The 15,632-nt window shown below is 71.3% G+C and carries 16 protein-coding genes; 4 read left to right on the forward strand and 12 right to left on the reverse strand.

Annotated features, from left to right (window positions below):
* Positions 1 to 3: 3 nt before the first annotated feature.
* From OG252_RS35640 to OG252_RS35680, 9 genes are all read right to left on the reverse strand, one after another.
* Positions 4 to 1,836, reverse strand: coding sequence for an NADH-quinone oxidoreductase subunit 5 family protein (locus tag OG252_RS35640; RefSeq protein WP_329341342.1), 1,833 nt, complete (start codon positions 1,834 to 1,836; stop codon positions 4 to 6).
* On the reverse strand, positions 1,833 to 2,138 hold the full coding sequence (locus tag OG252_RS35645) for an NADH-quinone oxidoreductase subunit NuoK (protein ID WP_266440361.1): 306 nt from the start codon (positions 2,136 to 2,138) through the stop codon (positions 1,833 to 1,835). Before OG252_RS35645 ends, OG252_RS35640 begins: the two co-directional genes overlap by 4 nt.
* Positions 2,135 to 2,695 carry an NADH-quinone oxidoreductase subunit J gene (locus OG252_RS35650; RefSeq protein ID WP_329341344.1) on the reverse strand — a complete coding sequence of 187 codons (561 nt, stop codon included), beginning with the start codon at positions 2,693 to 2,695 and terminating at the stop codon, positions 2,135 to 2,137. The genes OG252_RS35645 and OG252_RS35650 overlap by 4 nt, the downstream gene beginning before the upstream one ends.
* 98 nt (positions 2,696 to 2,793) lie before the next feature.
* Positions 2,794 to 3,738, reverse strand: a complete 945-nt coding sequence (locus OG252_RS35655; RefSeq protein WP_329341346.1) for an NADH-quinone oxidoreductase subunit H — start codon at positions 3,736 to 3,738, stop codon at positions 2,794 to 2,796.
* Positions 3,731 to 5,398, reverse strand: a complete 1,668-nt coding sequence (locus OG252_RS35660) for a hypothetical protein (RefSeq protein WP_329341348.1) — start codon at positions 5,396 to 5,398, stop codon at positions 3,731 to 3,733. Before OG252_RS35660 ends, OG252_RS35655 begins: the two co-directional genes overlap by 8 nt.
* 119 nt (positions 5,399 to 5,517) lie before the next feature.
* Complete coding sequence (locus tag OG252_RS35665) at positions 5,518 to 5,874, reverse strand: NADH-quinone oxidoreductase subunit A (RefSeq protein ID WP_266440368.1); 357 nt, start codon at positions 5,872 to 5,874, stop codon at positions 5,518 to 5,520.
* A gap of 99 nt (positions 5,875 to 5,973) precedes the next feature.
* Positions 5,974 to 8,277: a heavy metal translocating P-type ATPase gene (locus OG252_RS35670; protein ID WP_329341350.1), complete on the reverse strand. Its 2,304-nt coding sequence runs from the start codon at positions 8,275 to 8,277 to the stop codon at positions 5,974 to 5,976.
* A 111-nt stretch (positions 8,278 to 8,388) separates the two neighbouring features.
* The gene (locus OG252_RS35675; RefSeq protein WP_307674344.1) at positions 8,389 to 8,682 is read right to left on the reverse strand and encodes a heavy-metal-associated domain-containing protein; all 294 of its coding nucleotides are present in this window, start codon (positions 8,680 to 8,682) and stop codon (positions 8,389 to 8,391) included.
* Positions 8,683 to 8,909: 227 nt separating this feature from the next.
* Positions 8,910 to 9,833, reverse strand: coding sequence for a DUF5134 domain-containing protein (locus OG252_RS35680; protein WP_329345264.1), 924 nt, complete (start codon positions 9,831 to 9,833; stop codon positions 8,910 to 8,912).
* 122 nt (positions 9,834 to 9,955) lie between these two features.
* Between OG252_RS35680 and OG252_RS35685 the strand changes: the two genes are divergently transcribed.
* Positions 9,956 to 10,357 (forward strand): hypothetical protein, encoded by a 402-nt coding sequence (locus OG252_RS35685; RefSeq protein WP_329341353.1) that lies wholly within the window; start codon positions 9,956 to 9,958, stop codon positions 10,355 to 10,357.
* A gap of 77 nt (positions 10,358 to 10,434) precedes the next feature.
* Entirely contained in the window at positions 10,435 to 11,994 is a 1,560-nt protein-coding gene (locus tag OG252_RS35690) for a multicopper oxidase family protein (RefSeq protein WP_329341354.1), read from the forward strand.
* A gap of 21 nt (positions 11,995 to 12,015) precedes the next feature.
* Here OG252_RS35690 and OG252_RS35695 read toward each other — a convergent pair whose 3' ends face one another.
* Entirely contained in the window at positions 12,016 to 12,702 is a 687-nt protein-coding gene (locus tag OG252_RS35695) for a TetR/AcrR family transcriptional regulator (protein WP_329341356.1), read from the reverse strand.
* Positions 12,703 to 12,819: 117 nt separating this feature from the next.
* Here OG252_RS35695 and OG252_RS35700 point away from each other — a divergent pair, with 117 nt between their 5' ends.
* Both OG252_RS35700 and OG252_RS35705 read left to right on the forward strand, forming a co-directional pair.
* Positions 12,820 to 12,987 (forward strand): hypothetical protein, encoded by a 168-nt coding sequence (locus OG252_RS35700; RefSeq protein WP_266440382.1) that lies wholly within the window; start codon positions 12,820 to 12,822, stop codon positions 12,985 to 12,987.
* Between the two features lie 5 nt (positions 12,988 to 12,992).
* A complete protein-coding gene (locus OG252_RS35705; RefSeq protein ID WP_329341358.1) occupies positions 12,993 to 13,550 on the forward strand; it encodes a hypothetical protein in 558 nt (185 codons plus the stop codon).
* Here OG252_RS35705 and OG252_RS35710 read toward each other — a convergent pair.
* On the reverse strand, positions 13,537 to 14,415 hold the full coding sequence (locus tag OG252_RS35710) for a F510_1955 family glycosylhydrolase (RefSeq protein WP_329341360.1): 879 nt from the start codon (positions 14,413 to 14,415) through the stop codon (positions 13,537 to 13,539). The two genes, OG252_RS35705 and OG252_RS35710, sit on opposite strands and share 14 nt — an antisense overlap.
* A 32-nt stretch (positions 14,416 to 14,447) precedes the next feature.
* Positions 14,448 to 15,473 carry a C40 family peptidase gene (locus OG252_RS35715; RefSeq protein WP_329341362.1) on the reverse strand — a complete coding sequence of 342 codons (1,026 nt, stop codon included), beginning with the start codon at positions 15,471 to 15,473 and terminating at the stop codon, positions 14,448 to 14,450.
* Between the last annotated feature and the right edge of the window lie 159 nt (positions 15,474 to 15,632).

Here is a 15,632-nt window from a genome sequence, read left to right on the forward strand (position 1 = left end):
GGGTCACCTCACGAGGACGAGCACGACGGCGAGGACGGTGAAGGCGGCGACGGCCTGGGCGAGGTACTGGTGCAGCTGGCCGGTCTGCGGGCGGCGGGACCAGCGGCCGAGCGCGCGGGTACCGGCGGCGAGGGCGGTGACCGTGCCGTCGAGGGCACGCTCCACGACGCCGTCCGTCCAGCGGGCGCAGCGCAGGGCGGCCGCGGCCGAACCGTCGACGGCACGGTCGACGACCCGGTCGTCGAACGCGGCGGCCAGGTGCGCGAGCCGCATCACGGGGGCGACCAGGAGGGCGTGCGCGGCGCGTTCCAGGTGCAGCCAGTCCGCGAAGAGCGGCTTGGCCAACGGGCGCGTACCCCAAGTCCAGGCGGCCGCGGCCGCGAGCAGAGCCAGACCCCCGGAGACGGCCAGCTCCCAGGCGTGCGGTGTGGGTTGGCCGGAGGCCACGAGGACACGATCGACACTGTCACGCAAGGGAGGGAAGGCCAGCGGTGTCAACGCGACGCAGGCCAGGGCCAGCAGGACCAAGGGCGGCACGGCCCCGCCCGGGATACGGCGGGCATCGGGCCGTGGCACCGGGCGCTGCCACACGTACCAGAGGGCCTTGGTGCTGTAGACCGCCGAGAGGAGGGCGCCGGCCAGCCCGACGGCGTACAGCCAGGGGCTGTGCTCCAGGGCTCCCGCCAGCAGTACGTCCTTGGCGGCCCACAGCGAGAGCGGGGGGAGTCCGGCCAGGGTGAGCGCGGCCACGGTGAAGGCCGCGCCGACCGTCCGGCTGTGGCGGGCGGCGCCGAGCAACTCGCGGAGCCGCTGCGTGCCCAGTGCGGTGAGCCAGGCGCCCGCCGCGAGGAAGAGGAGGCTCTTCGCCGCCGCGTGGGCGATGAGCTGGAGCGTGCCGCCGGAGGTCGCGTCGGTACCGGCGGCCAGCACCATGAAGCCGATCTGGGCACAACTCGACGCGGCCAGCAGCTGCTTGAGGTCGGTCTGTGCCACGGCGACGAGCCCCAGGCACAGCGCGGTGGCGGCGCCCGTCCACGCGACGACGTCGTCGCCCCAGCCGGAGGCGTCCAGCAGCGGTCCGGTGCGCAGCAGCAGATACGCTCCCGCGACGACCATCGTCGCCGAGTGCAGGAGCGCCGAGACCGGGCTCGGGCCCTGCATGGCCTTCGACAGCCAGAAGCTGAAGGGCAGTTGGGCCGACTTCCCGAGGGCCGCGACGATGATGCCCGCCGTGAGGAAGGACAGCCACGGGTCGTCGGCGCGCGCGAGGCCGTCGAGCGAGAGCGTCGGGTCCTGGCCGCCCGCGAGCGCGGCACCTGCCGCCAGGTAGAGGCCGAGGTCGGCGGTGCGGGTGGTGAGGAACGCGGTGTCGGCCGCGCTCGTCCGCTCCGGGTCACGCCACCAGTAGCCGATCAGCGCCCATGACGTGGCGCCCATGACTTCCCAGCCCATGAGCAGGACCGGGAGGGTCGCGGCGGTGACGGTGGCGAGCATGCTCCCGGCGAACAGCAGCATCAGCCCGAAGAAGCGCGCCCGGGCCTCGTCGGCGCCGAACTCCGCCGCGCTGAAGAGGAGGACGGCCAGGGTGACGGCGGTGACCGTGATCACCAGTACCCCCGACAGACCGTCCACCGCGAACCGCATCGGCAGCCCGTCGAGGAACGGCGCCCGCACGGCCGGATGCCGGAAGGCCGCGGTGATGGCGAGCCCCAGGGCGGCGGCCGTCACGGCGAGAGCAACGGCCGGCGCGGCGCGATCGGCCCGGCGCCCCGCCACGAGCAGCAGCACACCGGTGCCGAGCGGCAGGGCGACCAGCGCCCACAGCAGGGCGCTCACTCCTTCAACTCCGCCGCCATGTCGGTCATGTCGACCTCCCGCGAGCGGAACAGAGCGGTGACGACGGCGAACCCGACCGCCATCTCCAGGGCCATCGCCGTGACCGCGAGGACGATCAGCACCTGCCCGTCGGCCGCCGCCGGAGCGACGTAGTGCCAGACGGCCCCGGCGCCCAGGATGACCCCGCCCAGCATCAGTTCGAGGCCCATCATCAGCATCACGATCGACTGCTGGGTGAGGGCTCCGAACAGGCCGACGCAGAACAGCGCGGCGGCCAGCAGGAGAAACAGTTCCAGGCTCACCGGCCGACACCGCCTCGTACGGGATCGTCCGCGCGCCGCGCCCGCAGGTCGTCGCCGAGCCGGTCGTACCGTCCCCGCCGGGTGGCCAGCACCACCGTGGCGACGATCGTCGCGAACAGGGCCATGCCCAGCGTCATCATGGTCAGCATCTGCGGGCCCATGAGGGACATGCCGAGGTCCATGGTCGGATCGGCCGGTGCCTTCCCGCGCCGGGCGGGCCAGGGCGCGAACAGGATTCCGGCGGCGAGGAGCAGGAAGACGAGGCCGCAGACGACGGCGGCACCCTTCTTGTTGTGCATCATCGTCATCGGCATCAGCCCGGCCGGATTCATCATGTACATCACCATGAAGACCGCCATGATGGCCATCTCGATCGTCATCATCAGCACGATGACGATGCCCAGGTAGTCCAGCCCCAGCAGCACGACCAGACCGCCCACGCACAGCAGCGAGGCCAGCAGGGAGAACGTCGCCCGGGCCATGGAGTCGAAGCGGAACACCATCACACCGCTGACGACCGCGAGGACGGCAAGCGTCCAGAAGACCGCGACATCCATTTACGTACGACACCTCGCTCTCGTCATCGGCTTCATCGGCTTCATCGGGTTCAGTGGGTTCAGTGGGTTCAGTGGGTTCAGTGGGGTGGTCATCGGGGTCATCGGTTCAGGACCACGACGGCCACGACCAGCGCCTGCACGATGGCCAGCGGGGTCAGCACGACCCAGGTCAGCTCCAGATAGCGGTCCATGCGCAGGGTCGGGAGCCTGCGGCGGGCCCAGAGCAGGAAGGCCAGTACGGCTGCCGTCTTGAGTACGGTCCACAGCCAGCCGGGCAGCAGCGGTCCGTGCCCGCCGCCCAGGAAGAGCGGCACGCTGAACGCCGCCGCCACGACCAGCAGGAGCCAGCGGCCACCGAGGAAGAGCACCCGGTCCGCACCGGACAGCTCGGAGACCGCGCCGCCCGCCACGTCCTGACCGGCGGGCTGGTCGAACGGCCCCCAGAACGCCATCGCCATCGCGCTCAGCAGATAGATCCCGAAGGCCACCGGCATCCACACCGCGAACCACAACCCGGCCTGGGCGTCGACGACTTCGCCCACCCGCAGCGACTCCGCGCCCAGCGCCGCCGTGGTGATCGCGAGCATGTGCGGCAGCTCGTACGCCAGCCCCTGGGCCAGGAACCGGTACCCGCCGATGAGTGAGAGCGCCGAGTTCGGCCCCCAGCCCGCCAGCCACACCGCCGCCCACGCCAACGCCTCCATCGCGTTGAACCAGACGATCCCCTCCGGCAGATCGCTCACCGACCGGAAGCCGAGCGGCAGGACGACGGCGGCCAGGACCGCCGCGACGGGAAGGAGAGCCGCTCCGATCCGGGCCAGCGGTACGTCGGACGCCCGGGTCCGCCGCGGCTGCTGCACGAGCTGCCGCAGCACCTCACGGCCCGGCCCGGTCGCGCGGCCGGCCGCCTCACGCAGGGACCCCGGCCGCCCGTTCCGCGCCCCGGCCGCGAGTACGGCGTCGAGGCCCGCCGTCACCAGAGCGACCGCGACGAGCAGCGCGGGCAGGACGAAGACCGCCCACAGCGGGGTGCGTTCAGCCATGGGCCACCCCCGCCGACGGAACGTACGCCAACTCGTCGAGGTCCGGGTCCAGGCTCGCGACGACGATCCGCGCGGCCGCGAACTCGGTGCCCTCCAGCAGGCCGGGCAGCGCGTTGAGGAGCGGTCGAGAGGGCGGTGGAGTCGACGTGTCGATATGCCCGCGCGGGCCGATGGTGTCCGCCTGGCCCACGGTGCTGGTGTCGTCGTCGCAGGCGGCCGCACTCCGCCCGACCGCGTCGAGCCACACGAGCATCCGGCTGTACGCGTCCCCGTCCGCGAGCAGGGCGGGACCGGTGACCCCGAGATGCGCCGCGTGCTCGGCAGGCAGCGGTCCGAGTCCGGCGGTCATCCATCGCAGGGCCCGCGAGCGCTCGGCCCGGCGGATCAAGGGGCGGGTGAGAGCGGTGAGTTCGGCGGCGTCCGCCCCTGCCAGTGCGGTGTCCCGTACGCGCCGGGCGCGGGCGGCCATGTCCGCCCACCCCGCCACCGCGAAGAACCTGCCCAGACTGTCCAGATGCGCCGCGCACAGCCGCCGCGCCGCCTCGCCGCGGGTCACCCGCTCGCCCGCGACGGCACGGAGCCAGGGCTCGCTCCAGAAGGGGGGATGCGGGGGTGCGGGAGCCGTCGATTCCGTCGACTCCGCTGATTCGACGCCGACCTGTTGGACGACATCGCCCTGGAGTGTCAGGCGCAGGACCAGCCCCGCGGGCCAGTCGACGAGGCCGGGACCGAGCGGCACGTGCAGCTGGTCGAGCCTCAGCCCGTCCCTGTCGTCGGCGCGATCCGCCATGGGCAGACCGGCGACGAGGCCGCCCATGTCGTGGCCTGCGTGGCCGTGGTGGGCGCTGTGCATGTCGTGGCCGGTGTGTGATTCGGGGCTGTGGGGGCCGACGTGCGATGCGTGGCTGCCGGGGTCGGGGTGTTCGGCGTGCGATGCGTGCTCGTCGTGTCCGGCGTTGGTTTCGTGGCTGCCGTGGCCTTCGTGCCCGCCGTCGCCTTGATGCCCGCCGTGTGCTTCGTGGCCTTCGTGGCCGGTGTGTGCCTCGTGACCTTCATGCCCGCCGTGCGCCTCGTGACCTTCGTCGCCGTCGTGCCCGCTGTGCGCCTCATGGGCTCCGTGGCTTTCGTGCTCGCTGTGCGTCTCAGGGGCCTTGTGGCTTCCATGTCCGGCGTGTGTCTCGTGCCCGCTGCCTCCGCTGTGCCCTTCGTGCCGGTCGGCTGCCTCGTGGCCTTCGTGCGTGCTGTCTTCGCCGTGTTCTTCGTGCCCGCCGTGCGTCTCGTGGCCTTCGTGCCCGCCGCCCTCGTGCCCTTCGTGGCCTTCATGGCCGTTCCGGCCCTCATGTCGCTCATCCGCGTCGCCCTCGCCGGCCTCGGCCTCACCACGCCCGTTGCCGTCGGCAGCGGACATGCCCTCCCCGTGAGCGCCGTGCCCCCGGTGGTCCTCACCCAGGTGGTTCTCGTGCCCCTCCCGCGGAGTTCTCCCGTCCCGGAGCGCGGCCAGCCCTTCGTCGAGGACCGAGGCGACCTGTTCGGCGTCGGTGAGCGGCGCGCGGGCCTTGGGCGCCGGCATGGAACGCCACAGGTTCATGACCCAGTCCTCGTCTGCCGCACGGTCGGTGCCCAGAACCACGAGGAGATCCGCCTCCGCGGGCGTGCTCACACACGGCCACCCCCGCCGCCCCAGTTCCGCTTCCACGGCGAGCCGTGCGCGCGTGGCTCCGGGAGACACCGCGAGCAGAACTCCCGGACGGGACAGGGCCGTTCTCGCGAGCCGGCGTCTCAGCTCCATCGGAACGCCCCCTCCCGCCAGGCGTAACCGACGCCCGCCAGCAGGATGCCGAGGAAGAGGAACATCTCGACGACCGCGGTCGTACCCACCGCAGAGACGACCTTCGTCCACGGATACATGAAGAGCATCTCCATGTCGAAGGCCAGGAAGACCATCGTGACCGGATACCAGCGGACGTGGAACCGGGACAGTGCGTGTTCCTGAGGTTCCAGCCCTCCGCTGAACGGCCCGGTGTGCAGCGGTTCCCGGACCGCCCGTACGGCGAGGGAGAGGGCGTGGAGCAGTATGACGGCTCCGGAAACCAGCACCAGGAGGGCCAGGACCGGCTCCCAGTCCGATGTCTGCACGGGTCCCCTTCCATGGATCGTCCGCACGGCTGCCACGCGAGGGAGCATGGCAGTCCGTGGACGGTTACGGCATCAGCCAAAAGTCGCGCGCCGCGCGGTTCACTTGAAGGACCGCAGGCGCAGGCTGTTGGTGACGACGAACACTGACGAGAACGCCATCGTCGCTCCCGCGATCATCGGGTTGAGCAGGCCGAAGGCGGCGAGTGGCAGGGCGGCGACGTTGTAGCCGAAGGCCCAGAACAGGTTGCCCTTGATGGTGGCCAGGGTCCGGCGGGACAGACGGATGGCGTCGGCGGCCACGCGCAGGTCGCCGCGTACGAGGGTCAGGTCACCGGCCTCGATGGCGGCGTCGGTGCCGGTGCCCATGGCCAGGCCCAGGTCCGCGGTGGCCAGTGCGGCCGCGTCGTTGACGCCGTCGCCGACCATGGCGACCGTACGGCCCTGGCTCTGCAGTCGCTTGACCACGTCGACCTTGTCCTGGGGCAGGACTTCGGCGATGACCTCGTCGATCCCGACGGCCTTGGCGACCGACTCGGCGACGCGTTGGTTGTCGCCGGTCAGCAGGACGGGCGTCAGGCCCAGCCTGCGCAGTTCGGCCACCGCTTCGGCACTGGTCTCCTTGATCGCGTCGGCGACGGTGAGGACGCCGCGCGCCTGGCCGTCCCAGGCGACGGCGACCGCCGTACGTCCCTCGGCCTCCGCGGCGGCCTTCGCCTCTTCCAGCTCGCGGGGCAGCTCGATGGCCCACTCGGCCAGGAGCTTCTCGCGGCCGACGAGCACCGCGTGGCCCTCGACGACGCCCTGGACGCCGAGGCCGGCGACGTTCTCGAAGCTCTCCGGCACGGGAAGGTTCCCCCCGGCCACCCCCGCCCGCTCGGCCGCCCCCGCCGCGATGGCCTGGGCGATGGGGTGTTCCGAGGCGTGCTCCAACGCGCCCGCCAGCCGCAGCAGTTCTGTCTCGTCCACGTCCGGTGCGGTGTGGACGTCCTGGAGCTGCATCCGGCCGGTGGTGACGGTGCCGGTCTTGTCCAGGACGACGGTGTCGACGCGGCGGGTGGACTCCAGGACCTCGGGGCCCTTGATGAGGATGCCGAGCTGGGCGCCGCGTCCGGTGCCGACCATCAGCGCGGTCGGCGTGGCCAGGCCCAGTGCGCACGGGCAGGCGATGATCAGGACGGCGATGGCGGCGGTGAAGGCGGCCACGGTGTCGCCGGTGGCCCCGAGCCAGACGCCGAAGGTGGCGACCGCGAGGAAGAGGACCACGGGCACGAAGATCCCGGAGATCCGGTCGGCGAGGCGCTGCACCTCGGCCTTGCCGTTCTGCGCGTCCTCGACCAGCTTTGCCATCCGCGCGAGCTGGGTGTCCGTGCCGATGCGGGTCGCCTCGACGACGAGCCGGCCCCCGGCGTTCACGGTCGCGCCCGTGACGGCGTCGCCTACGGTCACGTCCACCGGCACCGACTCGCCGGTCAGCATGGAGGCGTCCACCGCAGACGCGCCCTCGATGACCGTACCGTCGGTGGCGATCTTCTCCCCGGGCCGTACGACGAAACGGTCACCGACCGCCAACTGGCCCACCGGGATGCGCACTTCCGTGCCGCCGCGCAGCACCGCCACGTCCTTGGCGCCCAACTCCATGAGTGCCCGCAGCGCCGCCCCCGACTTCCTCTTGGCGCGGGCCTCCAGGTAGCGTCCGGCGAGGATGAACGTGGTCACCCCGGCCGCGGCCTCCAGGTAGATGGCGGAGGAGCCGTCCCCGCGGGAGATGGTGAACTCGAAGCCGTGGCGCATGCCCGGCATCCCCGCGTTCCCCCAGAACAGCGCCCACACCGACCAGCCGAGCGCCGCGAGCGTGCCGATCGACACCAGCGTGTCCATGGTGGCGGCGCCGTGCCGGGCGTTCGTCCAGGCGGCCTTGTGGAACGGGAACGCGCCCCAGACGACGACGGGAGCCGCCAGGGTGAGCGACAGCCACTGCCAGTTGTCGAACTGCAGGGCGGGCACCATCGCCATCAGGACGACCGGCACGGTGAGGGCCAGCGACACGTACAGGCGCTCCCGCAGGGACAGCAGCTCACCGTCCGCGGCCGGAGCGGCCGGAGCGGCCCGGGCCTCGCCCTCGTCTCCCGTTTCCGAGGGGGGCGGGGGCGGCTCCTCGGCGGTGTAGCCGGTCTTCTCGACCGTCGCGATGAGGTCGCCGACCTCGACACCTGCCGGGAAGGAGACCTTCGCCTTCTCGGTGGCGTAGTTGACGGTCGCGGTGACACCGTCCATGCGGTTGAGCTTCTTCTCGATACGAGCGGCGCACGAGGCGCAGGTCATGCCGCCGATGGAGAGCTCGACCTCGGAGGCCGGCGCGGACGCCGTGACGGGGAGGGGCTTTTCGGGAGCCGTGCTGGTCATGCGTGTCTCCAGGGGGAGGCCGGGACGTACGGCGTCCGTATCAGCGGAGCGGTACGTCCCGGCGCGGGAGGTATTCGCTTCTTCGGGGTGGTATGGACCCCGAAGAGGGTGTCAGGCGCGGCCGACGAGCTCGTAACCGGCCTCGTCGACGGCGGCGCGGACGGCCTCCTCGTCGAGCGGGGCGGCGGAGCTGACGGTCACCTCGCCGGTGTCGGCGACGGCCTTGACCGCGGTGACGCCGTCCAGGGCGGAGATCTCCTGGGAGACAGCGCCCTCGCAGTGGCCGCAGGTCATGCCGGACACCTTGTAGACCGTGGTGACGCCGACGCCCTGGACGTCGACCGTGGCCTCGGAGCCACAGGAGTGGGAGCCGCAGCAGGAGCCGGTGTTCGTCTCGGTGGTCATGGCTACTTCCTCAGGGTGTGGATGCGTGGGTCGTCTCCGGGAGGCTGGTTCCCTGGCCTCCCGAACACGTCAACACTATACCCCCTAGGGGTATTCCCGATACCTGTGGCGCCACTCACATGACTCGTTCGGTGACCCCTCCGGTGAATTCCTCTATCTCTCAAGCTGCTTAGTGGACACTGTGACCTGTGTGTCGTCCAGTACCGGTCAGCGGTGGTGCCCGGCCCTCACACGGCCATCATCAGCAGCATCGCGGACATGGTCCCGCCCATGCCGATGTGGGCCGCCAGCGCCGCGTCCGGGGCGGCCCCGAGTTTGCGACGCCGCCCGTGACCGGTCGACTGTGCGGACCGGGCCCTGTCCCACACGGAGACCGTCAAGGACGCCAGGAAGACGAACACCGTGTCCGGCATGGCCAGCAGCCAGCGACCCCAGCCGACCCCGGAGCCCGCACTCCGGCCACGCCTGCCGGTGCCCCGGATCCTGGCCCACACGGACGCGCCGATCGACAGCACGAAGTACACGGCGAGCGCCACGATCAGGAGCCGCCACAAGGTGGGGGACCCCGCGGAGGCGTCAGTGCCGGCCGCGGCCTGCGTCATGCCGGGCATGTCCGTCCCGTGCGCGGAACCCATGCCCTCCATGGACTCCATCCCCTCCATGCCCTCCATGCCCTCCATCCCCTCCATACCCTGCATGGAGTCCATGCCCGCCATCTCGTGCGTGTCCGCCGAGCTCGCCGTGTGCTCCATGCCCGGCATGTGCGCCATCGAGGAATGGCCCAGGGCGAGAACAGGTCCGGACGACGTACTCGTCATGGCCAGCGTCATGATCACCATGCCCGCGCTGCCCACGACGAGGTGCACCCAGTGCCGGCCGTGCTTCCACCCGCGCGTGCGCGTGTGCCTGACGGCCATCGCCACGCCTCCCAGCCCGAGCAGCGCGAACGCCCCGGACCACCACATGCCGTAGTCCGCGTACCAGGCGACCGTCGCAGGCAGGGCCATGGCGACCATGCACAGGCCCATCAGGAGATCGCCCCCGGCCACGAACCGGGGTTCACCGCTGGTGGTCACCACCCGGACCGCGCTGACGGCGGCCACCAGGGCGGCGACCGCCGCGATGGCCCAACTGAGCGCCAGGATTCCCATCTTCACCCTCACGATCGTCTGAGCGTCTCTCGGGCTACGATCTGCTAGTGCCCTTAGTACGTTCCGAGGTCGGTGAGCGTTCAGGGGCTCGGGCTCGGCAAGCACAACACCAGGTGGAGCGCATGGCGATACGGTCGGCTCCCAGCGGCGGCGCAGCCGTCCGCTGGACCTACGGGGTGTTCCTCACCCTGTGGGTCGCGCTGGCCGTGCTCGTTCACCACGAGACGTCCGAGACGCGTGTCATCTCGATGCCGATGGCGATGCCGAGCGCAGTTCATACGGCTCATACGGCCCCTGCCGCCATGCCCGGCACGGCCACCGCCGACGACAACGGCGGATGCTCCACGCCTGGAATTCAGCACTGCACCACGGCGAGTGTCGACTCCGTGCAGCTGGCGACACCCACACGAGGCACGTCCGATCCGCTCGCGCACCCGCGGCACGCCGAGGCCGGACGCGCACCCGGCGCCACGGTCGGCCGGGCCCCGCCCGATCTGTCGGTCCTCTCTCAACTGCGCCTGTAGGTCGCGCCGGACGGCGCGCGATGTGCCGTCTCCTCTCCGCGACCACATCAGCAGTTCCGACCAGAGGACCCAATCCCATGAACAGCATCAACCGCCGCTCCGTCCTGCTCGCAGGGCTGGGCGTCGCCGGCACGGGCGCGCTCGCGGCGTGCAGCAGCAGCGGCTCCGACTCCGACTCCGACTCCGGTTCCGGCTCGGGCGGCAACGCCCTGGTCAGCCCCTCGGGCGCGGCGGTCGCCGCCGCCGAGAAGAAGCGGACCGGCACCGGACGGCAGCAGAGGCTCACCCTGACCGCGGCGCCCGCCGTGATCGACCTGGGCGGCGGTGTCACGCCGAGGACCTGGGCCTTCGACGGCCGCACCCCCGGCAAGGAGGTCCGCCTGTCCGTCGGCGACACCCTCGTCGCCGAGGTGTCCAACCAGCTCCCGGACAGGACCGCCACGTCGATCCACTGGCACGGCATCGCCCTGCGCGACGACATGGACGGCGTGCCGCCCACCACCCAGACCGCCGTCCGGGCCGGCTCCACCTTCACGTACCGGTTCATCGCCGACGCCCCGGGCACGTACTTCTTCCACCCGCACGTCGGCGTCCAGCTCGACCGCGGCCTGTACGCCCCGCTGATCGTCGAGGATCCCAAGGAGACCCTCGACCACGACGACGAGTGGGTCGTCCTCCTCGACGACTGGGTCGACGGCGTCACCGGCACCCCCGACGAGGTCTTCGCCGAGCTGAAGCAGGGCATGGGCGGCATGGACATGGGCGGCATGGACATGGGCGGTATGGACATGGGCGGGGCGAAGTTCATGCTCATGGGTGCCGAGAGCGACCTGCTCGGCGGCGACGCGGGTGATGTGAAGTACCCGTACCACCTGGTCAACGGCCGGGTGGCGACCGACCCGGACGTCTACACGGGCAAGCCCGGCACGAAGGTACGGCTGCGGATCGTCAACGCCGGCGGCGACACGGCGTACAGGGTGGCCCTCGGCGGCCACCGGCTGACCGTCACGCACACCGACGGCTTCCCGGTCCGGCACCGGGAAGTGGATGCCCTCCTGGTCGGCATGGGCGAGCGGTACGACGTCCTGGTCACCCTGGGCGACGGCGTCTTCCCGCTCGTCGCCCTGGCCGAGGGCAAGGACGCGAACGGTCTCGCCCTGGTGCGTACGGGCTCGGGGAGTGCCCCGAAGGCGACGGTCCGTCCGAAGGAGCTCGACGGCATGATGATGACGGCGTCCCAGCTGCGGGCGGCCGACGACGTGCGCCTGGAGTCCGCCAAGACCGACGTCACGCACCGGATCGAGCTGACCGGCGGCATGGACAAGTACAACTGGGCCATCAACGGCACGCCGTTCGACATGAACGACACCGAGGCGAACCCGATCCTCGTCGAGGAAGGTCAGCGGGTACGGCTGGACTTCGTCAACGACACCGACATGTGGCACCCGATGCACCTGCACGGTCACACGTACCAGCTCGGCGCCTCGGGGCCGCGCAAGGACACCTCGATCGTGCTGCCCAGGAAGAAGCTGTCCGTCTTCTTCGACGCGGACAACCCGGGCCAGTGGATGCTGCACTGCCACAACGCGTACCACGGCGAGGCCGGGATGATGGCGAACGTGGCCTACCGGGCCTGACGTCCGTCTCGCGCCGCGGATCTAGTGGGCCGACCGCCCCGGGTGGTGGCCGTGCTGCTCATGCCGACGCGTCGGCTTCCGGTCGTCCCGTACGGCACGGTCGACCGGTGCAGCACGGTCGCCCGGTACGGCGTTCCCCTCACGCAGTCCGGACAGGGTGACCGTGACCAGGCGGTCGGCCGCCGCGTCGGAGGGCAGGGCGGCGGCCGCCGTGAGGGCGTGCAGGCAGTACGTCGCGAGTTCGGCGGGCGCGACATCGCCGCGGAAGTCCCCGGTCTCGACGCCTGCCGCCAACAGGTCCCGGATCATGTCGTGGAGCTGCCGCTGGGCGTCGGCCACCCGCTCGTCCCGATGGAGGAGCGCGGCGAGTTCGGTGCCGTGGTGTCCGCGGGAGTGGCGCGAGATGTGCGCGAACGCCCTGAGGACCGCTTCCAGTCGGTCGCCGGCCCCGTCGGTCCGGTCCCGGATCTCGGCCAACTGTCCGAGGTGCTCGGTGATCCGACGGTCGTGCCAGGCGAACAGGATCGCCTCGACGTCCGGGAAGTACTTGTAGAGCGTCGCCCGCCCGATGCCTGCCTGCTCGGCGATCTGCGACATCGTCACCGACCGTACGCCGTGCTCGGCGGCCAGCTCGGCGGTGGAGTCCAGGATCGCGTCGCGCACGGCGCGGCGGTGCGCCTCGATCGTCTCGTTCCACAGCTTCGGCACCGGTTCAGTGTACGGGGCGGCGCCCTCGATACACGCTGCTTGACACCGTAGACACCGTGTCTCGTAAAATGGGCGCAGCGCACCATCCACGCATCGCGCACCGTGAGGGACACGCACATGGCCGACTCGCCCGCTCGCCCCGACGACACCGGTCACGGACCGGCTCCCGCGGCGCATCCCGGCATGCCGCGCTGGGCCAGGACCCTCGCGATCGCCGCCGGCGCGGCCCTGCTCGTGGCGCTCGTGCTCATGCACACGCTCGGCGGCGGCATGAGCGGCCACTGATCGCGATGACCATGAACCCTCGCCTCCGCAGGCTCGCGCTCACCGCGCACGTCACCTCGTCGGTCGGCTGGCTCGGTGCCGTCGCCGTCTTCCTCGTCCTCGCCGTCGCCGGTCTGGCCGACGGGAGTGCCCAGACGGTGCGGGGCGCCTACCTGGCGATGGAGGTGACGGGCTGGTTCGTCCTGGTCCCGCTCAGCTTCGCCTCACTGGTCACGGGGCTCGTCCAGTCCCTGGGGAGCGCGTGGGGGCTGTTCCGCCACTACTGGGTGCTGTTCAAGCTGCTGATCAACGTCGTCGCCTCCGTCCTGCTGCTCGTGCACATGCAGGTGATCGGCCACGTCGCCGACGCCGCGGCCGAGGCGAACCTGTCCGGCGACGACCTCTTCGGGATGAGGGTCCAACTGCTGGCCGATGCCGCCGCGGCCCTGCTGATACTTCTGGTCGCGGTCACGCTGTCGGTGTTCAAGCCGAAGGGGCTGACCCGCTACGGGTGGCGGAAGCGACAGGATTCCCCCTCCTGGCAGGGTTCCCCCTCGCCCGTGGGCGACCTCACGAGGCGATAGGCGCGAGCGCGGTGAAGGTCATGCCGCCGTCGCGGGACTCGTACACCCCGTCCTGCGTCGCGGCGAGCACGTGCTCGGCATTCACCGCGGTCAGTGCCTGGGGCTGTCCGCCGGGCACGGTCGTGAGCCGCTTCCAGGTCCTGCCGCCGTCCGCGCTGCTGCTCAGCTTCCCGGAGGGGTCGATGCCGAACAGCGACTTCTCCAACGGCCAGGACAGGAAGGCCTGGACCCGCCCGGTGCCCTTGCCGAAGGTGCGGCCGCCGTCGGTGCTGACCGCGACACCGTCGGCCGTGGTGGCCAGCAGCCTGTCCCCGGCCGGGCTCACCGCGAGGTCGAGGGCGTCGAGCGGGGCCCGGTCGTCCCAGCTCCTGAGATCGCCGCTGACCCGGACCCGGCCGGCCTCGTACCCGTAGACGGTTCCCCCGGCCGAGTCGAGCGCATGGAAATCGGCCTCCCCGGACAGCGACCGGGACGTCCAGGTGACGCCCGCGTCCTTGCTCTCGATGAGGCCGACGTCGCCCGGACGGCCGCTGCCCTCGGCTCCGTGTCCGCTCGCGACGAAGGTCCTCGCGCCGGTCACGGTGAAGCCCATGAAGTCGTCCCTGCTCTCGCCGACGAGCTTCGGCTTCCCGCCCTCGGCCACGGTGTAGAGACCGTTGTGGGTGGCGACGTACACACGTCCGTCGGCCGGATCGACGCCCAGGCCGTGCACATGGGAGAACGACCCCGACGCCTCCGAAGCCTCGTCCGCTGCCGCGCCCGGCTCGGCGGAGCCGCCTCCGCCTCCGCACGCGGACAGGACCAGGGCGGCGAGCGAGACGCCCGCCGCGCCGAGCAGGGTACGGACGGCCGGGCGTGCGGTCACTGAAGTTCCTTGCGAGATACGGGAGTTGGTGCTCAGGGCCGGGACGCGGCGAAGAACGGCATGGAGTCCAGGGGGACGATCTCGATGTTCTTGCCGGTGCGCGGCGCGTGGATGGCCTTGCCGTTGCCGACGTACATGCCGTTGTGCTGGGTGTCGTTGTACCAGTAGATGATGTCGCCCGGCTGCAGGTCCGACTTGGACACCTTGCGGCCCGCGTCGTACATCTGCTTGACCGTGCGGGGCAGGGACACGCCCGCCGTGCGCCAGGCCGCGCCCACGAGCCCTGAGCAGTCGTAGGAGTTGGGGCCGGTCGAGCCCCACTCGTACGGCTTGCCGAGCTGCGCGTACGCGAAGTCGAGCGCGGTCTTGGCGCGACCGCTCGCGGGCCCGTTGTAGTTGGCGGGGGAGTCGCTGGCGCCCGCGGAGGCGTCGTCGCGCTCCTGGTCGGCCTCCATCCGGGCGCGCTGCTGGGCGGTCAGGCTGTTCAGGAGCTTGCGTGCCTCGGCGAGCTTGCCCTGGACCTCGTTCTTCGTCTCGGCGGCCTCGGCGCGCGTCTCCTCGAGGGCCTTCAGGCGCTTCTGGGCGTCCGTGCGCTCCTGCGTCAGTTCGCGCTGCTTGGTCTGCATCGCCCGCAGCGCGTCGGCCTGTCGGCTGCTCGTACGGTCCAGCATCGCGGCCTGGTCGAGGTAGTTGTCCGGGTCGCCGGACAGGAACAGCTCCACACTCGGGTCGATGCCGCCACCGCGGTACTGCGCGGCCGCCAACGGGCCGATCTTCTCCCGCAGTTCGTTGACCTCCTGCTGCTTGCGGGCCAGCCGGTCCCGCGCGCCGTCCACCTCGCGCTGCAGCTTCGCCTGCTTCTCGCTGATGGCGTTGTACTCCTCCGTGGGAGCCTCGGCCTCCTCGTACAGCGTCTCGACCTGCTTGCGCACGTCTTCCAGCGTGGGCTGGGGAGCCGCCTGGCTCTGGGTCGGCAGGAGGCTGACGGCGCCGGCGGCCATACCGAGCGTGGCTATTCGGGCACGGCTGGGCGGCTTCGGCCGACGGTGGGTTCCCATCGTGGGGTGACTCCTCTGCGCGGTCTGTGTACCAGGCGACGGGCCGGCGGCCGTCGTACCGGCGCCGGGGCGCCGACAGGCAAGCGCGTTAGAACTTAGTAGCTTAGTGGTTGGCATCGCAAGTGAGTACGAGTCACAGGCGTTTCAGGAGAGCTGGGC

This window comes from Streptomyces sp. NBC_01352 (assembly GCF_036237295.1).
Taxonomy (GTDB): domain Bacteria; phylum Actinomycetota; class Actinomycetes; order Streptomycetales; family Streptomycetaceae; genus Streptomyces; species Streptomyces plumbiresistens.

Coding starts and splice junctions, on each gene's coding strand:
- OG252_RS35650 (WP_329341344.1), bottom strand. CDS start 2,695: ATGGATGTCGCGGTCTTCTGGACGCTTGCCGTCCTCGCGGTCGTCAGC.
- OG252_RS35655 (WP_329341346.1), bottom strand. CDS start 3,738: ATGGCTGAACGCACCCCGCTGTGGGCGGTCTTCGTCCTGCCCGCGCTG.
- OG252_RS35670 (WP_329341350.1), bottom strand. CDS start 8,277: ATGACCAGCACGGCTCCCGAAAAGCCCCTCCCCGTCACGGCGTCCGCG.
- OG252_RS35675 (WP_307674344.1), bottom strand. CDS start 8,682: ATGACCACCGAGACGAACACCGGCTCCTGCTGCGGCTCCCACTCCTGT.
- OG252_RS35680 (WP_329345264.1), bottom strand. CDS start 9,833: ATGGGAATCCTGGCGCTCAGTTGGGCCATCGCGGCGGTCGCCGCCCTG.
- OG252_RS35685 (WP_329341353.1), top strand. CDS start 9,956: ATGGCGATACGGTCGGCTCCCAGCGGCGGCGCAGCCGTCCGCTGGACC.
- OG252_RS35690 (WP_329341354.1), top strand. CDS start 10,435: ATGAACAGCATCAACCGCCGCTCCGTCCTGCTCGCAGGGCTGGGCGTC.
- OG252_RS35700 (WP_266440382.1), top strand. CDS start 12,820: ATGGCCGACTCGCCCGCTCGCCCCGACGACACCGGTCACGGACCGGCT.
- OG252_RS35705 (WP_329341358.1), top strand. CDS start 12,993: ATGACCATGAACCCTCGCCTCCGCAGGCTCGCGCTCACCGCGCACGTC.
- OG252_RS35715 (WP_329341362.1), bottom strand. CDS start 15,473: ATGGGAACCCACCGTCGGCCGAAGCCGCCCAGCCGTGCCCGAATAGCC.